Annotated in this window: 13 protein-coding genes; 8 read left to right on the top strand and 5 right to left on the bottom strand. The window is 63.4% G+C overall.

All coding sequences use genetic code 11. The features are described 5' to 3' along the window. Positions 1 to 107: 107 nt before the first annotated feature. The 3 genes from CQ14_RS18810 to CQ14_RS18800 are packed head-to-tail and all read right to left on the bottom strand — an operon-like array spanning position 108 to position 5,211. Positions 108 to 2,054 (bottom strand): alkyl/aryl-sulfatase, encoded by a 1,947-nt coding sequence (locus CQ14_RS18810; RefSeq protein ID WP_057859318.1) that lies wholly within the window; start codon positions 2,052 to 2,054, stop codon positions 108 to 110. Between the two features lie 44 nt (positions 2,055 to 2,098). Further along, a complete protein-coding gene (locus tag CQ14_RS18805) occupies positions 2,099 to 3,919 on the bottom strand; it encodes a flavin-containing monooxygenase (RefSeq protein WP_082649933.1) in 1,821 nt (606 codons plus the stop codon). A 50-nt stretch (positions 3,920 to 3,969) separates the two neighbouring features. Beyond that, the gene (locus CQ14_RS18800) at positions 3,970 to 5,211 is read right to left on the bottom strand and encodes an acyl-CoA dehydrogenase family protein (protein WP_057859317.1); all 1,242 of its coding nucleotides are present in this window, start codon (positions 5,209 to 5,211) and stop codon (positions 3,970 to 3,972) included. Between the two features lie 103 nt (positions 5,212 to 5,314). Between CQ14_RS18800 and CQ14_RS18795 the strand changes: the two genes are divergently transcribed. Then, positions 5,315 to 6,136 carry an IclR family transcriptional regulator gene (locus CQ14_RS18795; protein ID WP_063800378.1) on the top strand — a complete coding sequence of 274 codons (822 nt, stop codon included), beginning with the start codon at positions 5,315 to 5,317 and terminating at the stop codon, positions 6,134 to 6,136. Between the two features lie 63 nt (positions 6,137 to 6,199). Next, positions 6,200 to 7,174, top strand: coding sequence for a Bug family tripartite tricarboxylate transporter substrate binding protein (locus CQ14_RS18790; protein WP_057859316.1), 975 nt, complete (start codon positions 6,200 to 6,202; stop codon positions 7,172 to 7,174). 398 nt (positions 7,175 to 7,572) lie between these two features. Here CQ14_RS18790 and CQ14_RS46445 read toward each other — a convergent pair whose 3' ends face one another. Both CQ14_RS46445 and CQ14_RS18780 read right to left on the bottom strand, forming a co-directional pair. After that, positions 7,573 to 7,920 (bottom strand): hypothetical protein, encoded by a 348-nt coding sequence (locus tag CQ14_RS46445; RefSeq protein WP_245320398.1) that lies wholly within the window; start codon positions 7,918 to 7,920, stop codon positions 7,573 to 7,575. A 463-nt stretch (positions 7,921 to 8,383) separates the two neighbouring features. After that, positions 8,384 to 9,388, bottom strand: a complete 1,005-nt coding sequence (locus CQ14_RS18780; protein ID WP_057859315.1) for an ABC transporter substrate-binding protein — start codon at positions 9,386 to 9,388, stop codon at positions 8,384 to 8,386. A gap of 98 nt (positions 9,389 to 9,486) precedes the next feature. Between CQ14_RS18780 and CQ14_RS18775 the strand changes: the two genes are divergently transcribed. The 6 genes from CQ14_RS18775 (at position 9,487) to CQ14_RS18750 (ending at position 14,695) form a co-directional block, all read left to right on the top strand. Next, complete coding sequence (locus CQ14_RS18775; RefSeq protein ID WP_057859314.1) at positions 9,487 to 10,134, top strand: TetR/AcrR family transcriptional regulator; 648 nt, start codon at positions 9,487 to 9,489, stop codon at positions 10,132 to 10,134. Positions 10,135 to 10,221: 87 nt separating this feature from the next. After that, the gene (locus CQ14_RS18770) at positions 10,222 to 10,992 is read left to right on the top strand and encodes an ABC transporter permease (protein ID WP_057859313.1); all 771 of its coding nucleotides are present in this window, start codon (positions 10,222 to 10,224) and stop codon (positions 10,990 to 10,992) included. Between the two features lie 13 nt (positions 10,993 to 11,005). Beyond that, positions 11,006 to 12,043 carry an NAD-dependent epimerase/dehydratase family protein gene (locus CQ14_RS18765; protein ID WP_057859312.1) on the top strand — a complete coding sequence of 346 codons (1,038 nt, stop codon included), beginning with the start codon at positions 11,006 to 11,008 and terminating at the stop codon, positions 12,041 to 12,043. Further along, positions 12,030 to 12,854 (top strand): GNAT family N-acetyltransferase, encoded by an 825-nt coding sequence (locus CQ14_RS18760; protein WP_057859311.1) that lies wholly within the window; start codon positions 12,030 to 12,032, stop codon positions 12,852 to 12,854. The genes CQ14_RS18765 and CQ14_RS18760 overlap by 14 nt, the downstream gene beginning before the upstream one ends. 9 nt (positions 12,855 to 12,863) lie before the next feature. Beyond that, on the top strand, positions 12,864 to 13,919 hold the full coding sequence (locus CQ14_RS18755) for a dihydrodipicolinate synthase family protein (RefSeq protein WP_057859310.1): 1,056 nt from the start codon (positions 12,864 to 12,866) through the stop codon (positions 13,917 to 13,919). Then, entirely contained in the window at positions 13,907 to 14,695 is a 789-nt protein-coding gene (locus CQ14_RS18750; protein WP_057859309.1) for an ABC transporter ATP-binding protein, read from the top strand. Before CQ14_RS18755 ends, CQ14_RS18750 begins: the two co-directional genes overlap by 13 nt.

Below are 14,695 nucleotides of genomic sequence, written 5' to 3'. Positions count from 1 at the left end.
CGTAGGGTGGGCAAAGCGCAGCGTGCCCACCATCAAGCAATGATCCGGACAGATGGTGGGCACGGCGAGTATGCGCCTTTGCCCACCCTACATATCTCGCAGTGACGCTAAGAGACCACCGTGCGCTTCGGCTCCACGATCTCGAACATTCGCGGGAATTCGTCCATCAGCAGCATCAATTCGCCGAGACGCGCCGGATTGCCGGCGGCCTTGATCTTGCCGGTGCTGACCGCTTCGGGAAACGTCGTCAGCTTGGCGATCACTTCGTCGAGCACGCCCCGCGCCAGCGTGAAGCTGGCATCGGCATCGGCGGCTTGCGCACCCGCGACATAGGTCAACGCGCAATTTTCCAGATTGAGAATGAAGGTCTCGCCGGTATCGGTGAAATTCCAGTTCAGCACGATGCGCTGGCCTTCGGCCTTGGGGCCGTTGAGGCGGACGCCGAGCACATCCCAGAGCTGCTCGGTGCGCAGCGCGGCCAGCGTTTCGCGCGGCATCGATGAACGCGGTGGGGTCTTCGGCATGCCCTGCCGCAATTCCTGCGCGCCGAACAGATAGGCGTTGCGCCAGGTCGAACTCTCCGAGGCGTAGCCGAGCTGCTCAAAGGCATCGGCCAGCATCGCGCGCGCCGCCTGGTTATCGGGCTCGGCAAACACCAGATGGCTCACGGCCTGCGCGACGAAGCGGAATTCGCCCTTGGCAAAATCCGCGCGCGCCCGCGACAGGATCGCGTCCGCGCCGCCCATATACTCGACATACTTTTTGCCTGACTCGACCGGTGGCAAAGGATCGAGGTTGACCGGATTGGCGTCGTACCAACCGAGATACTTTTGGTAGATCGCCTTCACATTGTGCCTGATGTGACCGTAATAGCCGCGGCCGTGCCAGGCGCCCTCCAGACTCACCGGCAGGCGGATGGTCTCCGCGATCTCGGCAGCGGTTAGCCCGTGGTTCATCAGGCGGATGGTCTGGTCATGCGCGAATTTGTAGAGATCGCGCTGCTGGCGGATCATGGTGTCGATCCGCTCCTGACCCCAGACCGGCCAGTGATGCTGGCCGCACATCGCATCCGCCTTGCCGCCCCACATCTGCAAGGCTTCGCCGAGATATTTCGACCAGGCCAGCGCGTCGCGCACATCGGCGCCGCGGAACGGCAGCAGATTGTGGAAATTGTGCGTGCAGTTTTCCGCTAGGTTGAGCAGCTTGTAGCGCGGGATGAAGAAATGCATCTCGGCCGGCGCCTCGCTGTTCGGCGCCATCTGGAATTCGAACTCGACGCCGTCGATGGTGCGCCTGTCGCCGGTCGCGATGATCAGATCGGTCGGGCGCACCAGCGCAACGGCCCCTGCCGCCATGGTCTTGCCGAGCCCGCAATCGACCTGCCCGCGCACGCCTTTCGCAAGGAACGGTCCGAACTGGTATTGCGCGCGCCGCAGCATCGCGGGGCCGGCGATGATGTTTTCGGAGACCGCGTGCTCCATGAACAGATTGGGCGCGATGACCGGCACCTTGCCGCCGGCGAGCGTCGCATCGTCGAGCACGCCGCGTGCGCCGCCCCAATGGTCGGTGTGGGTGTGGGTGAAGATCACGGCGGCGACCGGCCGTTTTCCCCGGTGCTGGAAGTAGAGCTCCATCGCCGCCCGCGCCCCCTCGATCGAGGTCAGCGTATCAACCACGATCACGCCGCTGTCGCCCTCGATCAGCGTCATGTTGGCGATGTCGAGCCCGCGCACCTGATAGACGCCGGGCACCACCTCGAACAGGCCGTGATGCATGTTGAGCCGCGACTGTCGCCACAGGCTGGGATCGACGGTCGGCGGCGCTTGTTCCGCCGAGAGAAAACCATAGGGCTCCAGGCTCCAGACCACCCTGCCCTGTGGCGAGGTAATCTTTGCGTTCTCCACCGTGCCGAGGAAGCCGCGCGCCGCATCGTCGAAATCGCGCGTATCGGAAAACGGCAGCGCCTTCAGCGTCGCCGCGTGCTGCGCGATGACGGAGGCGGAGGCTTCCTTCGGCATTTCCCTCGTCGTTTCAACGGTGGCTGGCTGGGTCATACGCGTGTGCTCCTCACAAAAACAAACTTCAACTGGCGGGCAGGTCAGCGAAACTGCAGCCCCTCGAACTGGCCGCTGTTGCGCCACCCCTCGATATATTTGAAGTAGGCCATCGGACCCGAGGGATGGCCGACATTGAGCTTGGCCGCGGGACCGGGCTCGCGTCCTTCATTGTTGTAGTAGCCGGGCGTGCAGTCCGGCGAGCCGATCATGCGGCCGGCGCCGGTGAGCAGCAGCTCGACCCAGCGCTCTTCGGCCTCTTTTGTCACCTCGATCTCCTTGAAGCCGTTCGCCTGGGCATGACCGACCATCAGCGCGATGGTCCTGGCGGCTTCGGTCAGATTGTGCGGCACATTGGAGATGAGATTGGCGCCCTGCGTCGGCTGCACGAAAAAGGCGTTCGGAAAGCCGTGCACGTGAATGCCGTGCTTGGTGCGCATGCCGGACGCCCAATGCTCCGACAGCTTGACGCCGCCACGGCCGGTCAGGTCGAAGCCGGCGCGCCGCTTGTATTCAGTGCCGACTTCAAATCCCGAGGCATAGATGATGCAGTCGAGCTGGTATTCCCTGCCCGCAGCCACGACGCCATTCTCGGTGATCCGCTCGACGCCCTTGCCGTCGGTATCGACGAGATGCGTGCCCGGCGTGTTGAAGGCCTGCAGATAGGAATCGTGGAAGCACGGCCGCTTGCAGAGCTGGCGATACCAGGCCTTGAGTTTTGCGGCGGCCTCGCGGTCGCTGACGATGCTGTCGACCCGGGCGCGGATTTCCTCCATCTTCTCGAAATCGGAATCCTCGAACGCCGCCAGCATGTTTGCGGGCGTTCGCTGCTCGCGCGGCAGACCCATGACCTTGGCGCGAATCCGCCGCGACAGATCGGTCCAGCCGTCCTGCACCAGATCCTCGTCCGCGGAGCCGCCGGCCTGGTTCGCCGTAAAATTCTCCAGCCAGCGCTGCTGCCAGCCGGGCGTTGCGATGCCTGCGAACCATTCCGGATCGATCGGCGCGTTGGCCCTGACATCGACGGAGGACGGCGTGCGCTGGAAGACGTACAGCTCCTTGCAGGCGCGCGCGAGATGCGGCACGCACTGCACCGACGTCGCGCCGGTGCCGATGATGCCGACGCGCTTGTCCGCCAGCTTTTCCATCAGCCCGCCCGACGGATTGCCGCCGGTGTAATCATAGTCCCAGCGGCTGGTGTGGAACGAGTGGCCCTTGAACGATTCGATGCCTACGATACCGGGAAGCTTCGGCACGTGCAGCGGCCCCGTGCCCATGCCGACGAACTGCGCGGTGAAGTCATCGCCACGGGTGGTGCGGATGCGCCAGCGCGATTGTGTTTCGTCCCAATCGAGGCTTGCGGCCTCGGTGTGAAACAGCGCGTTGTCGTAGAGACCGTATTGTTTGCCGATGCGCTGGCAGTGGGCCAAGATTTCCGGCGCATGCGCATATTTCTCCGACGGCATGTGCCCGGTTTCTTCGAGCAAGGGCATGTAAACCATCGAGGCGGTATCGCATTGCGCGCCCGGATAGCGATTCCAGTACCAGGTGCCGCCGAAGTCGCCGCCCTTCTCGATGATGCGGACATCCCTGACGCCGGCCTCCGACAGCCGCGCTGATGTGGCGAGGCCCGCAAACCCGCCGCCGATGAAGGCGAAGGTGACGTGGTCGGTCTTCGGCTCGCGCGCGGTGACCGGCGTATAGGGATCGTCGAGATAATGCGCGAGCTGGCCGGCGACGCGCAGATACTGATCGTTGCCGTCGGGGCGCAGCCGCTTGTTGCGCTCGTCCAGATATTTCTGGCGCAGCCGCTCCTTGTCGATCGCAGCCTTTTGCGAGGTCGGAGGTTGCTCGGTAATCGTCATCCGGAACGCGCCTTTCAGAAATTGCGAGATGTCTTTGTCATTACCACCGCTCAGGCCGGATGTGCGGACAGATAAGGTGAGTTGGCGACTGACCAGGACGGCATCGGCTCCATGCGAAAGATCTGCCGCAGGTGCACTTCATCGGGACCGTCGCCGATACGCAGCAGGCGCCCCCAGGCCAGCGCCTGGTGGATCGGCGTGTCGTCGGAGCCGCCCATGGCGCCAAACACCTGCATGGCGCGGTCGGCGATCCGCTGCAGCATCGCGGGCACCGCCACCTTGATCAGGGAGACGTCACGCCAGGCATCCTGATGGCCGGCCTGATCGAGCCGCCACGCGCAGCGATAGGCGAGCAGGCGCGCCTGCTCGAGTTCGACACGGGATTCGGCGATCCAGCGCTGCACGGTGTCGTACTGGATCACGGGGCGCCCGAAGGCGGAGCGCTCCGATGAGCGCACCATCATCAGTTCGATCAACAATTCGCACAGCCCGATCGAACGCATGCAATGATGAATGCGCGCCGGCCCGAGCCTGATCTGCGCGACCTTGAAGCCCTCCCCCTCCGCGCCGAGCAGGTTCGCGCGCGGCACGCGCACATGATCGAATGTCAGTTCGCCGATCGGGGCGACATGGTCTTCGCATCCCATCCAGCGCAGCCGCCGCACCAGGCGAACGCCCGGCGTCTGCATCGGAACGATGACGCAGGAATGGCGGTTGGTGCGGCCGGCCTCGGGATCGGTCACGCCCAGCACGATCAGGAAGCTGCAGCGCGGATGTGCCGCGCCGGTGATGAACCATTTGCGCCCGTCGATGATGTAGTCGTCGCCGTCGCGGACCATGCGCGTCGCGATATTGGTCGCATCCGACGAGGCCACGTCCGGCTCGGTCATGCCGAAGGCCGAACGCGTCTTCGCCTCCAGCAGCGGCCGCAGCCAGCGCGCCTTCTGCTCCGGCGTCGCACAATTCTGCAGCGCGATCATGTTGGGCACGTCGGGCGCCTGACAGTTGAAAACTTCCGGCGCCCAGAACAGCCGGCCCATCACTTCGGCCAGCGGCGCATAGTCGAGGTTGGACAGCCGCGTGCCGGGCTCGTCATCCGCCAGTTCGGGAAGGCCGAGATTCCACAGGCCGGCCGTCTGCGCCTTGCGCTGCAGGTCGACCATGAAGGGCGCGGCTTCCCCTCTGGTTGCATGTTCAAGCCAGGCGCGATGGCGCGGCAGCACCTCCTGATCGAAGAAGGACTGCAGCTTCTCCAGCCACGCTTCCGATCGATCGGACAGATCGAAATCCATGCCGGCCTCCCTTTTGGGAGAAAACTAAGCGCATATCGACACGATTGGCAAATTCATTTCGATATATTGACAAAATTCCTTCTTTGGTCCGATATTCCGTCTCATGGCAGTGAAGTCCCTTACCCATTCGTCCGCCGGGTCGCGGGCCGGCGCGCCCGAGGACCAGACCGATCCCTCCTTCGCGACCACGCTGGCGCATGGGCTCGACGTGCTGGCCGCCTTCCGTAACCGCAGCGGCTCGCTGTCGAATGCCGAGCTTGCGCTGCATACCGGCCTGTCCCGCCCGACGGTGTCGCGGCTGACCTACACGCTGGCGCAGCTCGGCTATCTCAAGCGCGACGCCAAGGGACGCTTCCAGCTCGGGCTCGGCATTCTCGCCGCCGCCTATCCAGTGCTGTCGGCGCTGAAGGTGCGGCAGCTGGCGCGGCCGCTGATGCGTGATTTCGCCGCCTATACCGGCGGCACGGTTTCGATCGCGATGCCGTTCGGCCTCGACTTCATCTATGTCGAGACGCTTCGCACCACCGACGCAGTGACGCATTTGCCTGACGTCGGCTTTGCCAGCTCGCTGGCGCCGACCGCGGTCGGTCGCGCGCTGCTGTCGCTCTTCACCAAGGAAGAGCTCGACGCCTATGTGGCGGCCGTAAAAGCCGAGCGCCCGGAAGAAGCCGACTACGTCGAGCGGCGGACGCTGCCGGATGTCGAGCTTTGCAAGGAGCGCGGCTTTGCGATTTCGCTCGGCGAATGGCGGCGCGAGATCTTCGGCGTCGCTGCGCCGCTATACCGCACGCCCTCGGGCGATTGCCTTTCGGTCAATTGCGGCATTCCCTCGTTTCGTTTCAACGCCGAACAGATCGAGCGCGAATGCGGGCCGCGCATGCTGGGGCTGGCGCGCAGCATCCGCTCGCTGGTGACGAACGACTGAATTCCCCCGATAGAGGGGCAAGGCGCATCGATCGCAAGATGCGCCAAAAATGGGGAGGGAAGAATGAGCCGGATCAAGACCGTGCTGGGCTTCGCGCTGGGCGCCATCATGCTGCTCGCCGGCGCAGCGCAGGCGCAAGGCAATTATCCGAACCGGCCGATCCGCATCGTCGTGCCCTACCCCGCCGGCGGCATCGTCGACATCGTCGCCCGTGCTGTGACCGAACAGGTCGGCCGCGACTGGAAGCAGACGGTGGTCATCGAGGCAAGGCCGGGCGGCAACAGCAATATCGGCACGGCATCAGTCGCGCGCAGTGAGCCCGACGGCTACACATGGCTGGTCACCGGCCCGGCGGCGCTGGTCAATCCGACGCTCTACAAGGACGCGGGCTGGGACGCGCTGAAGGATCTCAAATGCGTCGGCCTCGCGGTCTGGAACCAGAGCGTGGCGCTGGTGCATCCCTCGATGCCGGCCGGCACCATCAAGGAATTCGTCGAGATCGCACGCAAGAAGCCGGGCGAACTGAACTTCGGCAATCCCGGCACCGGCTCATCCATCGACCTCAGCGCGCAAAAGCTGTTCCAGGCCGCCAACATCAAGCTCACCAATGTCGGCTACAAGGGGCAGCCGCAGGCCTTGATCGACCTGATGACGAACCTGATGCATTTCGAGATCGTCTCGCTCGAACTGGCACTGCCGCACATCAAGGCCGGCAGCGTGAAGCCGCTGGCCGTCATGACCGACAAGCGCGTCGCCGACCTGCCCGATGTACCGACGATTGCGGAAGCCGGATTTCCGGAAGCCACCTACGTGCCCTGGTACGGCATCTATGTTCAGGCGGGAACGCCCGATGCGATCGTCGCGAAGATCAACGACGGCATCAACAAGGCGCTGCAGAATCCGGACGTGCAGCGCCAGCTCGCAGTCGCCAACATCCCGGGCAAGCCGATGCCGCTTGCCGACCTCGCAGCGCTGATGAAAGCGGACCACGAGAAGCTGACGAAGGTGATCGCGACCGCAGGCATGGCGCTGCAGTGAGAGCGACGCGCCAGATCTCACCGCGTCATTGCGAGGAGCGCAGCGACGAAGCAATCCATCTATCCGTACGGGGATAGATGGAAGTGCAGGGCTTCGCAGCAATTTGCGAGAAGCCAAGACTCCTTCAGATTCTAAGCCTGCTGAGACGCCCCAAAGGATTCGGCGATTACATCGAACAGCTCGATGTTGGCCCGAACTCCCAGCACAAACTTGCTGGCTTCCCCACCTCCCCCGTACAATCGACTTCCGTAAACAAGCTGATCAAACGGCTCATTCCCTCCCAATTTCAAACGCAAATTCGGGATCGTCCGCGTGGAATATCCGAAACATCAATGGCATTTGGGTACAATAAGGACTTCCCCCGAGATCAGTGCTGACCTCGAAGACAAGGCCGCAGCTTAGATTTTTATGCCAGAGGTTACGACGGCGCTTGAATGCATGCGCTGAGCAAACTCATTAATGAAGGGAAGGACGTCCCGCTTCTTTCCTGTCCAACCTGCCGTCTGAATTCCTAAACGCTCGCTCTCCTGCCTCTTCTGCGTCCCTATGAACGCTGCTTCGCTATTTCTAAACTCTGCATCAAACCAGGTTTGCTTGAGATGCTCAAACAGGCATCTGATGAGCGGGGGAGATTGAAAAGGAGGCTCAAGAAAATCCCTGGCCGCGAAGAGCTCGTCCAAAAATGCAGAACGGTATTTTGGCTCAATGCCAAAATACCTTATCTCGGAAATCACCTTCCTGCGCACCGCATTGTCTCTAACGCGACTTCATCCCAGTATCGATTGAGCAAGTCCGCCTGGTAATCGCCGCAGAACTCAATCATTCGATTCTGCCATGTTCGATGGACCATGAAGCCGCGCGCCTCGAAGGCAAGCTGTGTCGAAACACGGCCCGGCCAGTTTGCCAGCACGTTCAGAAGAGGGTGATCTTCCACCATGACATCTCACTGCAAAAGGATGGTTCGGGACGGCGGCGGTGGCACAAAATAGCCATTTGCACGCCGCAGCCCCTCCCTGTCTGAGGACGGGCCTTGCTCGGTGATCGTCATCGGGGGCCTTTTTGGGAGTGGCGAAGGTGCCCATCATTAGCACGGCTCGGGACGACTGGCTCACGTCATTGTGAGCGACGCGAAGCAATCCATCTCTCCGCGCGGGGATAGATGGATTGCTTCGTCGCTGCGCTCCTCGCAATGACGGCTGAGAGCGCCGGCTACTTCTTCACCTTGCTGGCATCCATCTTGATGGACGGGTCCAGCATCTTGGTCGAAAACGCCGTGTTCACGTCGAACGGCTTTTCCATGCCGAGATAGGTCTGCACCAGCTCGTAATCCTTCTTCATCCGCTCGGCGTCGATCCAGCCCAGCGCCTTGGTCGTAGTGAACTCGTCCGTCATCAAAAACTTGATGCGCTCCCACTGGCGCTGCTGGTTTTCCTTGTCGAGGCCCGAGGCCTGGTCGAGCAGCGCCTTGAGGCACGGCTCGACGTCGGCGACGCAGGCGGCATAGGCTTTCTGGCTGATCCTGACGAAGTCCTCGACCAGCTTTGGGTTCTTCGCCAGATAGGCGCCGTTGACGATCAGCGAATTGCCGTAGGGATTGAGCCCGATGTCCTTCCAGTTGACGTAGCCGAGATCGGCGCCGAACTCGATCACCTTCAGATCATGCTCGTTGTAGAAGTCGCTGATGATATCGACGGTGTGGCTCTTCAGTGCCGCGATCTTGGCGGTCGGGCCGACATTGACGAAATTCACGGAGTCGGGAGCGATGCCGGCGGCCTTGGCGAAGGCCGGCCAAATCACCCGGGAGGCATCGCCCGGCGGATTGCCGATCTTGTGGTTCGGAAAATCCTTCGGCCCGTTCACGCCATAGCTCTTCAGCCAGTAAAACGTCTGCCCGGTGTTGGCGTAGATGCTCATCAGCGCCACCACGTCGGCGCCCTTGCTCTTGGCCACCAGCGCGGTCGCAAGATCCGCGATGCCGAACGGCGAGCCGCCAGAGCCGACTTTCAGCGAGGAGACGCCGGAGCCCTTGCCGACCTCGATCGTAAGATCGATGCCCGCCTTCTCGTACCAGCCTTGCGACTTGGCGTAGTAGAACGGCGAGTGGTCCGCGGTCGGTGTCCAGTTCAGGATCAGGTTGACCGCCTCGGCCGCAGCACCGGGAGCGGCCGGCACGGCAAGCGCAAGTGCCAATCCCGCAATTCGCAAAGCCTTCATTGCACCCTCCTCGTTCTGCAACCGATCTTGTCGTCGCTGTTCGGTGACGCTACCAATGCAACAAGGGACCAGACGACTTGTCAACTATTTGGTTGGAAATGCCCAGAAAACGATCCGACGATTTAAAGCCGCAGCGGCGCGATCCGGCCGCGACCCGCAAGAAGCTGCTCACCGCGGCGCGCCGCGAATTTGCGGATAGCGGCCTCGCCGGCGCCCGCGTCGACGAGATTGCCGCGCGGGCGGGCGTCAACAAGCAGCTTGTCTACCACTATTTCGGCGACAAGGACGCACTGTATCTGGCGGTGCTGGAATGGGTCTATGAGGAAATCCGCGCCCAGGAGCGCGAGCTGAACCTCGAGGGATTGCCGCCCGAGCAGGCGATCAAGAAGCTGATCGAAAGTTCCTTCGATTACCTCGCCGCCCACCCCGATTTCATCGTGCTGCTGAACGACGAAAATCGCGGCGGCGCCCGCCATGTCCGCGGCTCGCGCAAGCTGGAAGCGATGCATTCGCCGCTGGTCAGCCTCGTTTCGACCACCCTTTCCCAGGGCGTGAAGGCCGGCATATTCCGCAGGGGTATCAATCCCGTTCACCTCTACATCTCGATTGCCGGCCTGAGCTATTTCTACTTTTCGAATACGCCGACCCTGTCGGCGATCTTCGGCAAGGACCTGTCGAGCAAGGCCGCCCGGCAAGCCCGCCGCAAGCACGTGGTCGATCTGGTGATGCACTCGCTGCGCCCTTAATCAACCAGATGGTTGATTACCGAGAGAGGCCGCGATAGATTGCCGTTACGCGGCTCGGGAACCGGGCGCGGGCCAAGGGAGTATGCGGTGTTAAGCGGTGATGGCGGATCGGCACGGTCTTTCGCGATCATCCTGGTCGTGCATCTCGCCGTGATCGTGCTCTGGCAGGTGTTGGTCGATTTCTTCCAGGTACCGAAATTCATCCTGCCCTCGCCGCTTGCAACCATCAAGACGCTGGGCACGCCCGGCTATGCCTGGCTTTCCAATCTTGCGGTGACGGCAGCCGAAATTCTCGGCGGGTTCTGCCTCGGCGCCGTGGTCGGCATCATGCTGGCCGTGATGTTCACCTGGTCGCCGCTGGTCAGCCTGTTGCTGCTGCCGCTGTTCGTGACGCTGAACATGATTCCGAAAGTCGCGCTCGGCCCGCTGTTCATCGTCTGGTTCTCCTACGGGATCTTCCCGAACATCCTGATCGCGTTTTCGATCTGCTTCTTTCCGATCCTGCTCACCACCGCGCGAGGTCTGAGCGAGGTGGAGCCGGATCTGCTCGATCTCGTGAAATCGCTGCGCGGCTCGCGCTGGACGCTGTTCCGCAAAATCCAGTTGCCGGGTGCGCTGCCCTACGTGTTTTCCGGGATGAAGGTGGGTGCGATCCTGGCGGTGGCCGGCGCCATCGTCGGCGAGTTCATCGCTTCCGAGCGGGGGCTCGGCTACCTCATGATCCAGGTGCAGTCGTCGCTCGATACCCCCGCGATGGTGATGGCGGTGGTGCTGCTGACATTGCTGGGCGTCGCGCTGTACGGGCTCGTGCTCGGCCTCGAGCGGATGTTCGTCGTCCGGGACATCCGGCTGCAATAAGACGGGAAGAAACATGCTGCTGACACGCGACACCCTGCCCCAGACGATTGCGGATATCGCAGCGCTCGACGAACTGCTGTGCCGCCCGAGCCAGGCGCTGATCGACGATCTCCGCAAGGTCGACGGCGACATCATGATCTTGGGCGTCGCCGGCAAGATGGGTCCGACGCTGGCCGGTCTGGCGAAAGCGGCCGCGCCTGAGCGGCGCGTAATCGGCGTCGCCCGCTTCAGCGATTCGGCCGTAAAAGACTGGCTGCAGGCCCGCGGCGTCGAGACCATCAACTGCGACCTGCTCGACGAGGCCGCGATCAAGGCGCTGCCCAAGATTCCGAATATCGTATTCATGGCCGGCCGCAAGTTCGGCGCGGAAGGCGATCTCTCGCTGACCTGGGCAATGAACTCGCACGTCCCTGCCCTGGTCGCGCAGGCGTTTGCGAGTTCGCGCATCGTCGCGTTCTCGACCGGCTGCGTCTATCCGTTCGTGCCAGTCAACGGTAAGGGCTCTACCGAGGACATGGCGCCGAACCCGCCCGGCGAATACGCGCAATCCTGCGTCGGGCGCGAGCGCATGTTCGAATACTTCTCGCGGAAATACTCGACACCCGGCCGGCTGTTCCGCCTCAACTACGCGATCGACATGCGCTACGGCGTGTTGCACGACATCGCGAGCAAGGTGTTGCAGGGCAAGCCGATCGACGTCAGCCTCGGCCACGTCAATTTCATCTGGCAGGGCGATGCCTCCGCGCAGGCGCTACGATGTCTGGCGCATTGCGATACGCCGACCTCGCCGATCAATGTCAGCGGTCATGAAATCCTGGCCGTGCGCGAACTCGCCGCAAAATTCGGCCAGCGCTTCGGCCGCGCCCCCGTCATCACCGGCCAGGAGGAGCCGACGGCGTGGCTCACCGACACGTCGCAGGCGGTAAAACTGTTGGGCCTGCCGATCGTCGATACCGAGCAGCTCATCAATTGGACCGCCGACTGGGTATCGCGATCGATGCCGAGCCTCGGCAAGCCCACCAAATACGAGGTGCGCGATGGCCGCTATTGAGCCGATCGACATCGTCGAGCTCGACGTCGGCGACGCGCCGGCCGGGTTGGTGCTGTCGACCGAAGCCGGCTGGAACCAGAACGAAGCCGACTGGCGTTTTTTCCTGAGCAATGGCGTCGTGTTCGGCATGCGTCACGGCGCGAGGCTGGTGGCGTCGGCGGCACTGCTGCCCTATTCGGCGGGCAATGCCTGGATCAGCATGGTGCTGGTGACCGCAGACTTTCGCCGCCGTGGCATTGCGACAAGACTGGTCGACGCCTGCCTCGGCGCCGCCGCGCGGCGCGGCCTCACCGCCTGGCTGGATGCGACGCCGGCCGGCGCCACCGTCTACGGTCCGCTCGGCTTCACGCCAACGCTGCAATTGCGGCGGCTGCGGCTGGAACGGCCGCAAGGCGCCACCGCGACGCGGCCACTGGCGGCCGGCAGCCTCGACGCCCTGGCGTCGCGCGATAGTAGCGCCATGGGCTTCGACCGCAGCACGTTGCTGTCGGAATTTTCCACGCGACCGGGCTCGCGCATCGTCTCGGATGGCCGGGCCATGACCCTCGTCCGCGACGGTCGCGCCGCCCGGCAGATCGGGCCATTGCTGGCCGATCGACCCGACCAGGCGCTGTCGCTGGTGGACGCCATTGTCGGCTCCGAGACCGGTGCCTTTCTGATCGATGCCGTCCATTCCCAGGACGAGTTTCTCAACGGGCTTGTTCAGTCGGGCTGGAATATCGAGCGGCCGTTTCAGCGCATGCGCTTTGGCCGTCCCACCGCGCCGCCTGCGCAACTGCCGTTCGCCGTTGCCGGGCCGGAATTTGGATAGGAAGTGCCGATGCACCACAGCGAGATCAAGGCCGAGATTCGAAAATTGATTGCGGACGGCACCGTGCTGCCGGCGCATCCGCTCGCGCTCGATGCAAACCGCGCGCTCGATGTCAGACATCAGCGCGCGCTGACGCGCTATTACCTCGATGCCGGCGCCGGAGGCCTCGCCGTCGGCGTCCACACCACCCAATTCGCGATCCGCGACGTCGGCCTGTACCGTCCGGTGCTGGAACTGGCGGCGGAGGCCGCCGCTTCATGGACCCGGCGGCCGGTCGCGATGGTCGCGGGGCTCGCCGGTCCGACCAAGCAAGCCGTTGCGGAGGCGCAAACCGCACGCAGCATCGGCTATCACGCCGGCCTGCTCAGCCTTGCTGCGATGAAATCGGCATCCGAGGACGACATCATCGCCCATTGCGCGGCGGTCGCGCGCGAAATCCCGCTGGTCGGCTTCTATCTGCAGCCGGCGGTCGGCGGCGTCATCCTCAGCGCCGATTTCTGGCGGCGCTTTGCGGCCATCGACAACGTCATCGCGATCAAGATCGCGCCGTTCAACCGCTACCGGACGCTTGACGTGCTGCGCGGGGTGGCAGCCGCCGGCGCGCTCGACCGGGTCGCGCTCTATACCGGCAATGACGACCATATCCTGCTGGACCTCACCTTGCCGTTCGACCTGCGCGACAACGGCATCACCACCCGCGCCTACTTCAGGGGCGGCCTGCTCGGGCACTGGTCGGTGTGGACCGCGAGCGCGATCATGCAGTTCGAGATGTGCAAGGCCGCGCGCGGCAAGGAGGCCGTGCCGGCCGACCTGCTGGCGCTGGACGCCCGCGTCACCGACTGCAACAGCGCGTTCTTCGACGTCGCCAATAATTTCCATGGCTGCATCGCCGGCTGCCATGAAATCCTGCGCCGGCAAGGATTGATGCAGGGCCTCTGGTGCCTCGATCCCGCCGAGGGGCTTAGCCCCGGCCAGATGCAGGAGATCGACCGCGTCTGCCGCGAGCATGCAGATCTCTCCGACGACGCCTTCGTGAAGGCGAACCTGCAGAAATGGCTGGCATGACGGCGGAAGAACCCTTCATCAGCCTGCAGAACGTCCGCAAGGTCTATCGGTCCAAGGGCGCAGAGTTCCTCGCCGTCTCCGACGTCACCATGGACGTGAACGAGGGCGAGCTGGTGTCACTCGTCGGCCCCTCGGGCTGCGGCAAGACCACCGTACTGAAGATTTTGGCCGGATTGCACGACGCCGACGGCGGCACCATCAAGATCGGCAATGCGAGAACACCGTTCGACCCCGCGCGCGACATCGGCATGGTGTTCCAGCAGGCGCTGCTGCTGAAATGGCGAACTATCCTCGATAACGTTTTGCTGCCCGCCGAGATCGTCGGCCTGCCGATGAAGGCGGCGCGGGACCGCGCCCGCGATCTGCTCAACCTGGTTGGGCTGGCCGGCTATGAGGACAAATATCCGCAGCAATTGTCCGGCGGCATGCAGCAGCGCACCGCGATTGCGCGCGCCTTCATCCACGACCCAAAGCTGATCCTGATGGACGAGCCGTTCGGCGCGCTCGATGCGCTGACCCGCGAGCAGATGAACCTCGAAATGCTGCGGATCTGGCGCGAAAGCGGCAAGACCATCCTGTTCGTGACGCACTCGATTCAGGAAGCGGTATTTCTCGCCTCGCATTGCGCCGTGCTCACCGCTGGCCCGGCGCGGATGGCGGAGTATTTTCCGATCGAGCTGCCGTTTCCGCGGGCTTTGCCGATCAAGACAACGGATGAATTCGGCGCCTATGCACGGCGGATCTATGCACGGCTCGGATTGAGCCCGAGCGCCTAG

Source organism: Bradyrhizobium lablabi, assembly GCF_001440475.1.
GTDB classification, from domain to species: domain Bacteria; phylum Pseudomonadota; class Alphaproteobacteria; order Rhizobiales; family Xanthobacteraceae; genus Bradyrhizobium; species Bradyrhizobium lablabi.
Note: the sequence above shows the minus strand (reverse complement) of the source record. Positions and strands in the feature narration are given on the sequence as shown.

Excerpts from the sequence above, each read along its gene's own strand:
- CQ14_RS18810 (WP_057859318.1), bottom strand. The coding sequence starts at position 2,054 with ATGACCCAGCCAGCCACCGTTGAAACGACGAGGGAAATGCCGAAGGAA.
- CQ14_RS18790 (WP_057859316.1), top strand. The coding sequence starts at position 6,200 with ATGAGCCGGATCAAGACCGTGCTGGGCTTCGCGCTGGGCGCCATCATG.
- CQ14_RS18760 (WP_057859311.1), top strand. The coding sequence starts at position 12,030 with ATGGCCGCTATTGAGCCGATCGACATCGTCGAGCTCGACGTCGGCGAC.
- CQ14_RS18800 (WP_057859317.1), bottom strand. The coding sequence starts at position 5,211 with ATGGATTTCGATCTGTCCGATCGATCGGAAGCGTGGCTGGAGAAGCTG.
- CQ14_RS18795 (WP_063800378.1), top strand. The coding sequence starts at position 5,315 with ATGGCAGTGAAGTCCCTTACCCATTCGTCCGCCGGGTCGCGGGCCGGC.
- CQ14_RS18775 (WP_057859314.1), top strand. The coding sequence starts at position 9,487 with ATGCCCAGAAAACGATCCGACGATTTAAAGCCGCAGCGGCGCGATCCG.
- CQ14_RS18765 (WP_057859312.1), top strand. The coding sequence starts at position 11,006 with ATGCTGCTGACACGCGACACCCTGCCCCAGACGATTGCGGATATCGCA.
- CQ14_RS18755 (WP_057859310.1), top strand. The coding sequence starts at position 12,864 with ATGCACCACAGCGAGATCAAGGCCGAGATTCGAAAATTGATTGCGGAC.
- CQ14_RS18780 (WP_057859315.1), bottom strand. The coding sequence starts at position 9,388 with ATGAAGGCTTTGCGAATTGCGGGATTGGCACTTGCGCTTGCCGTGCCG.
- CQ14_RS18750 (WP_057859309.1), top strand. The coding sequence starts at position 13,907 with ATGGCTGGCATGACGGCGGAAGAACCCTTCATCAGCCTGCAGAACGTC.
- CQ14_RS18805 (WP_082649933.1), bottom strand. The coding sequence starts at position 3,919 with ATGACGATTACCGAGCAACCTCCGACCTCGCAAAAGGCTGCGATCGAC.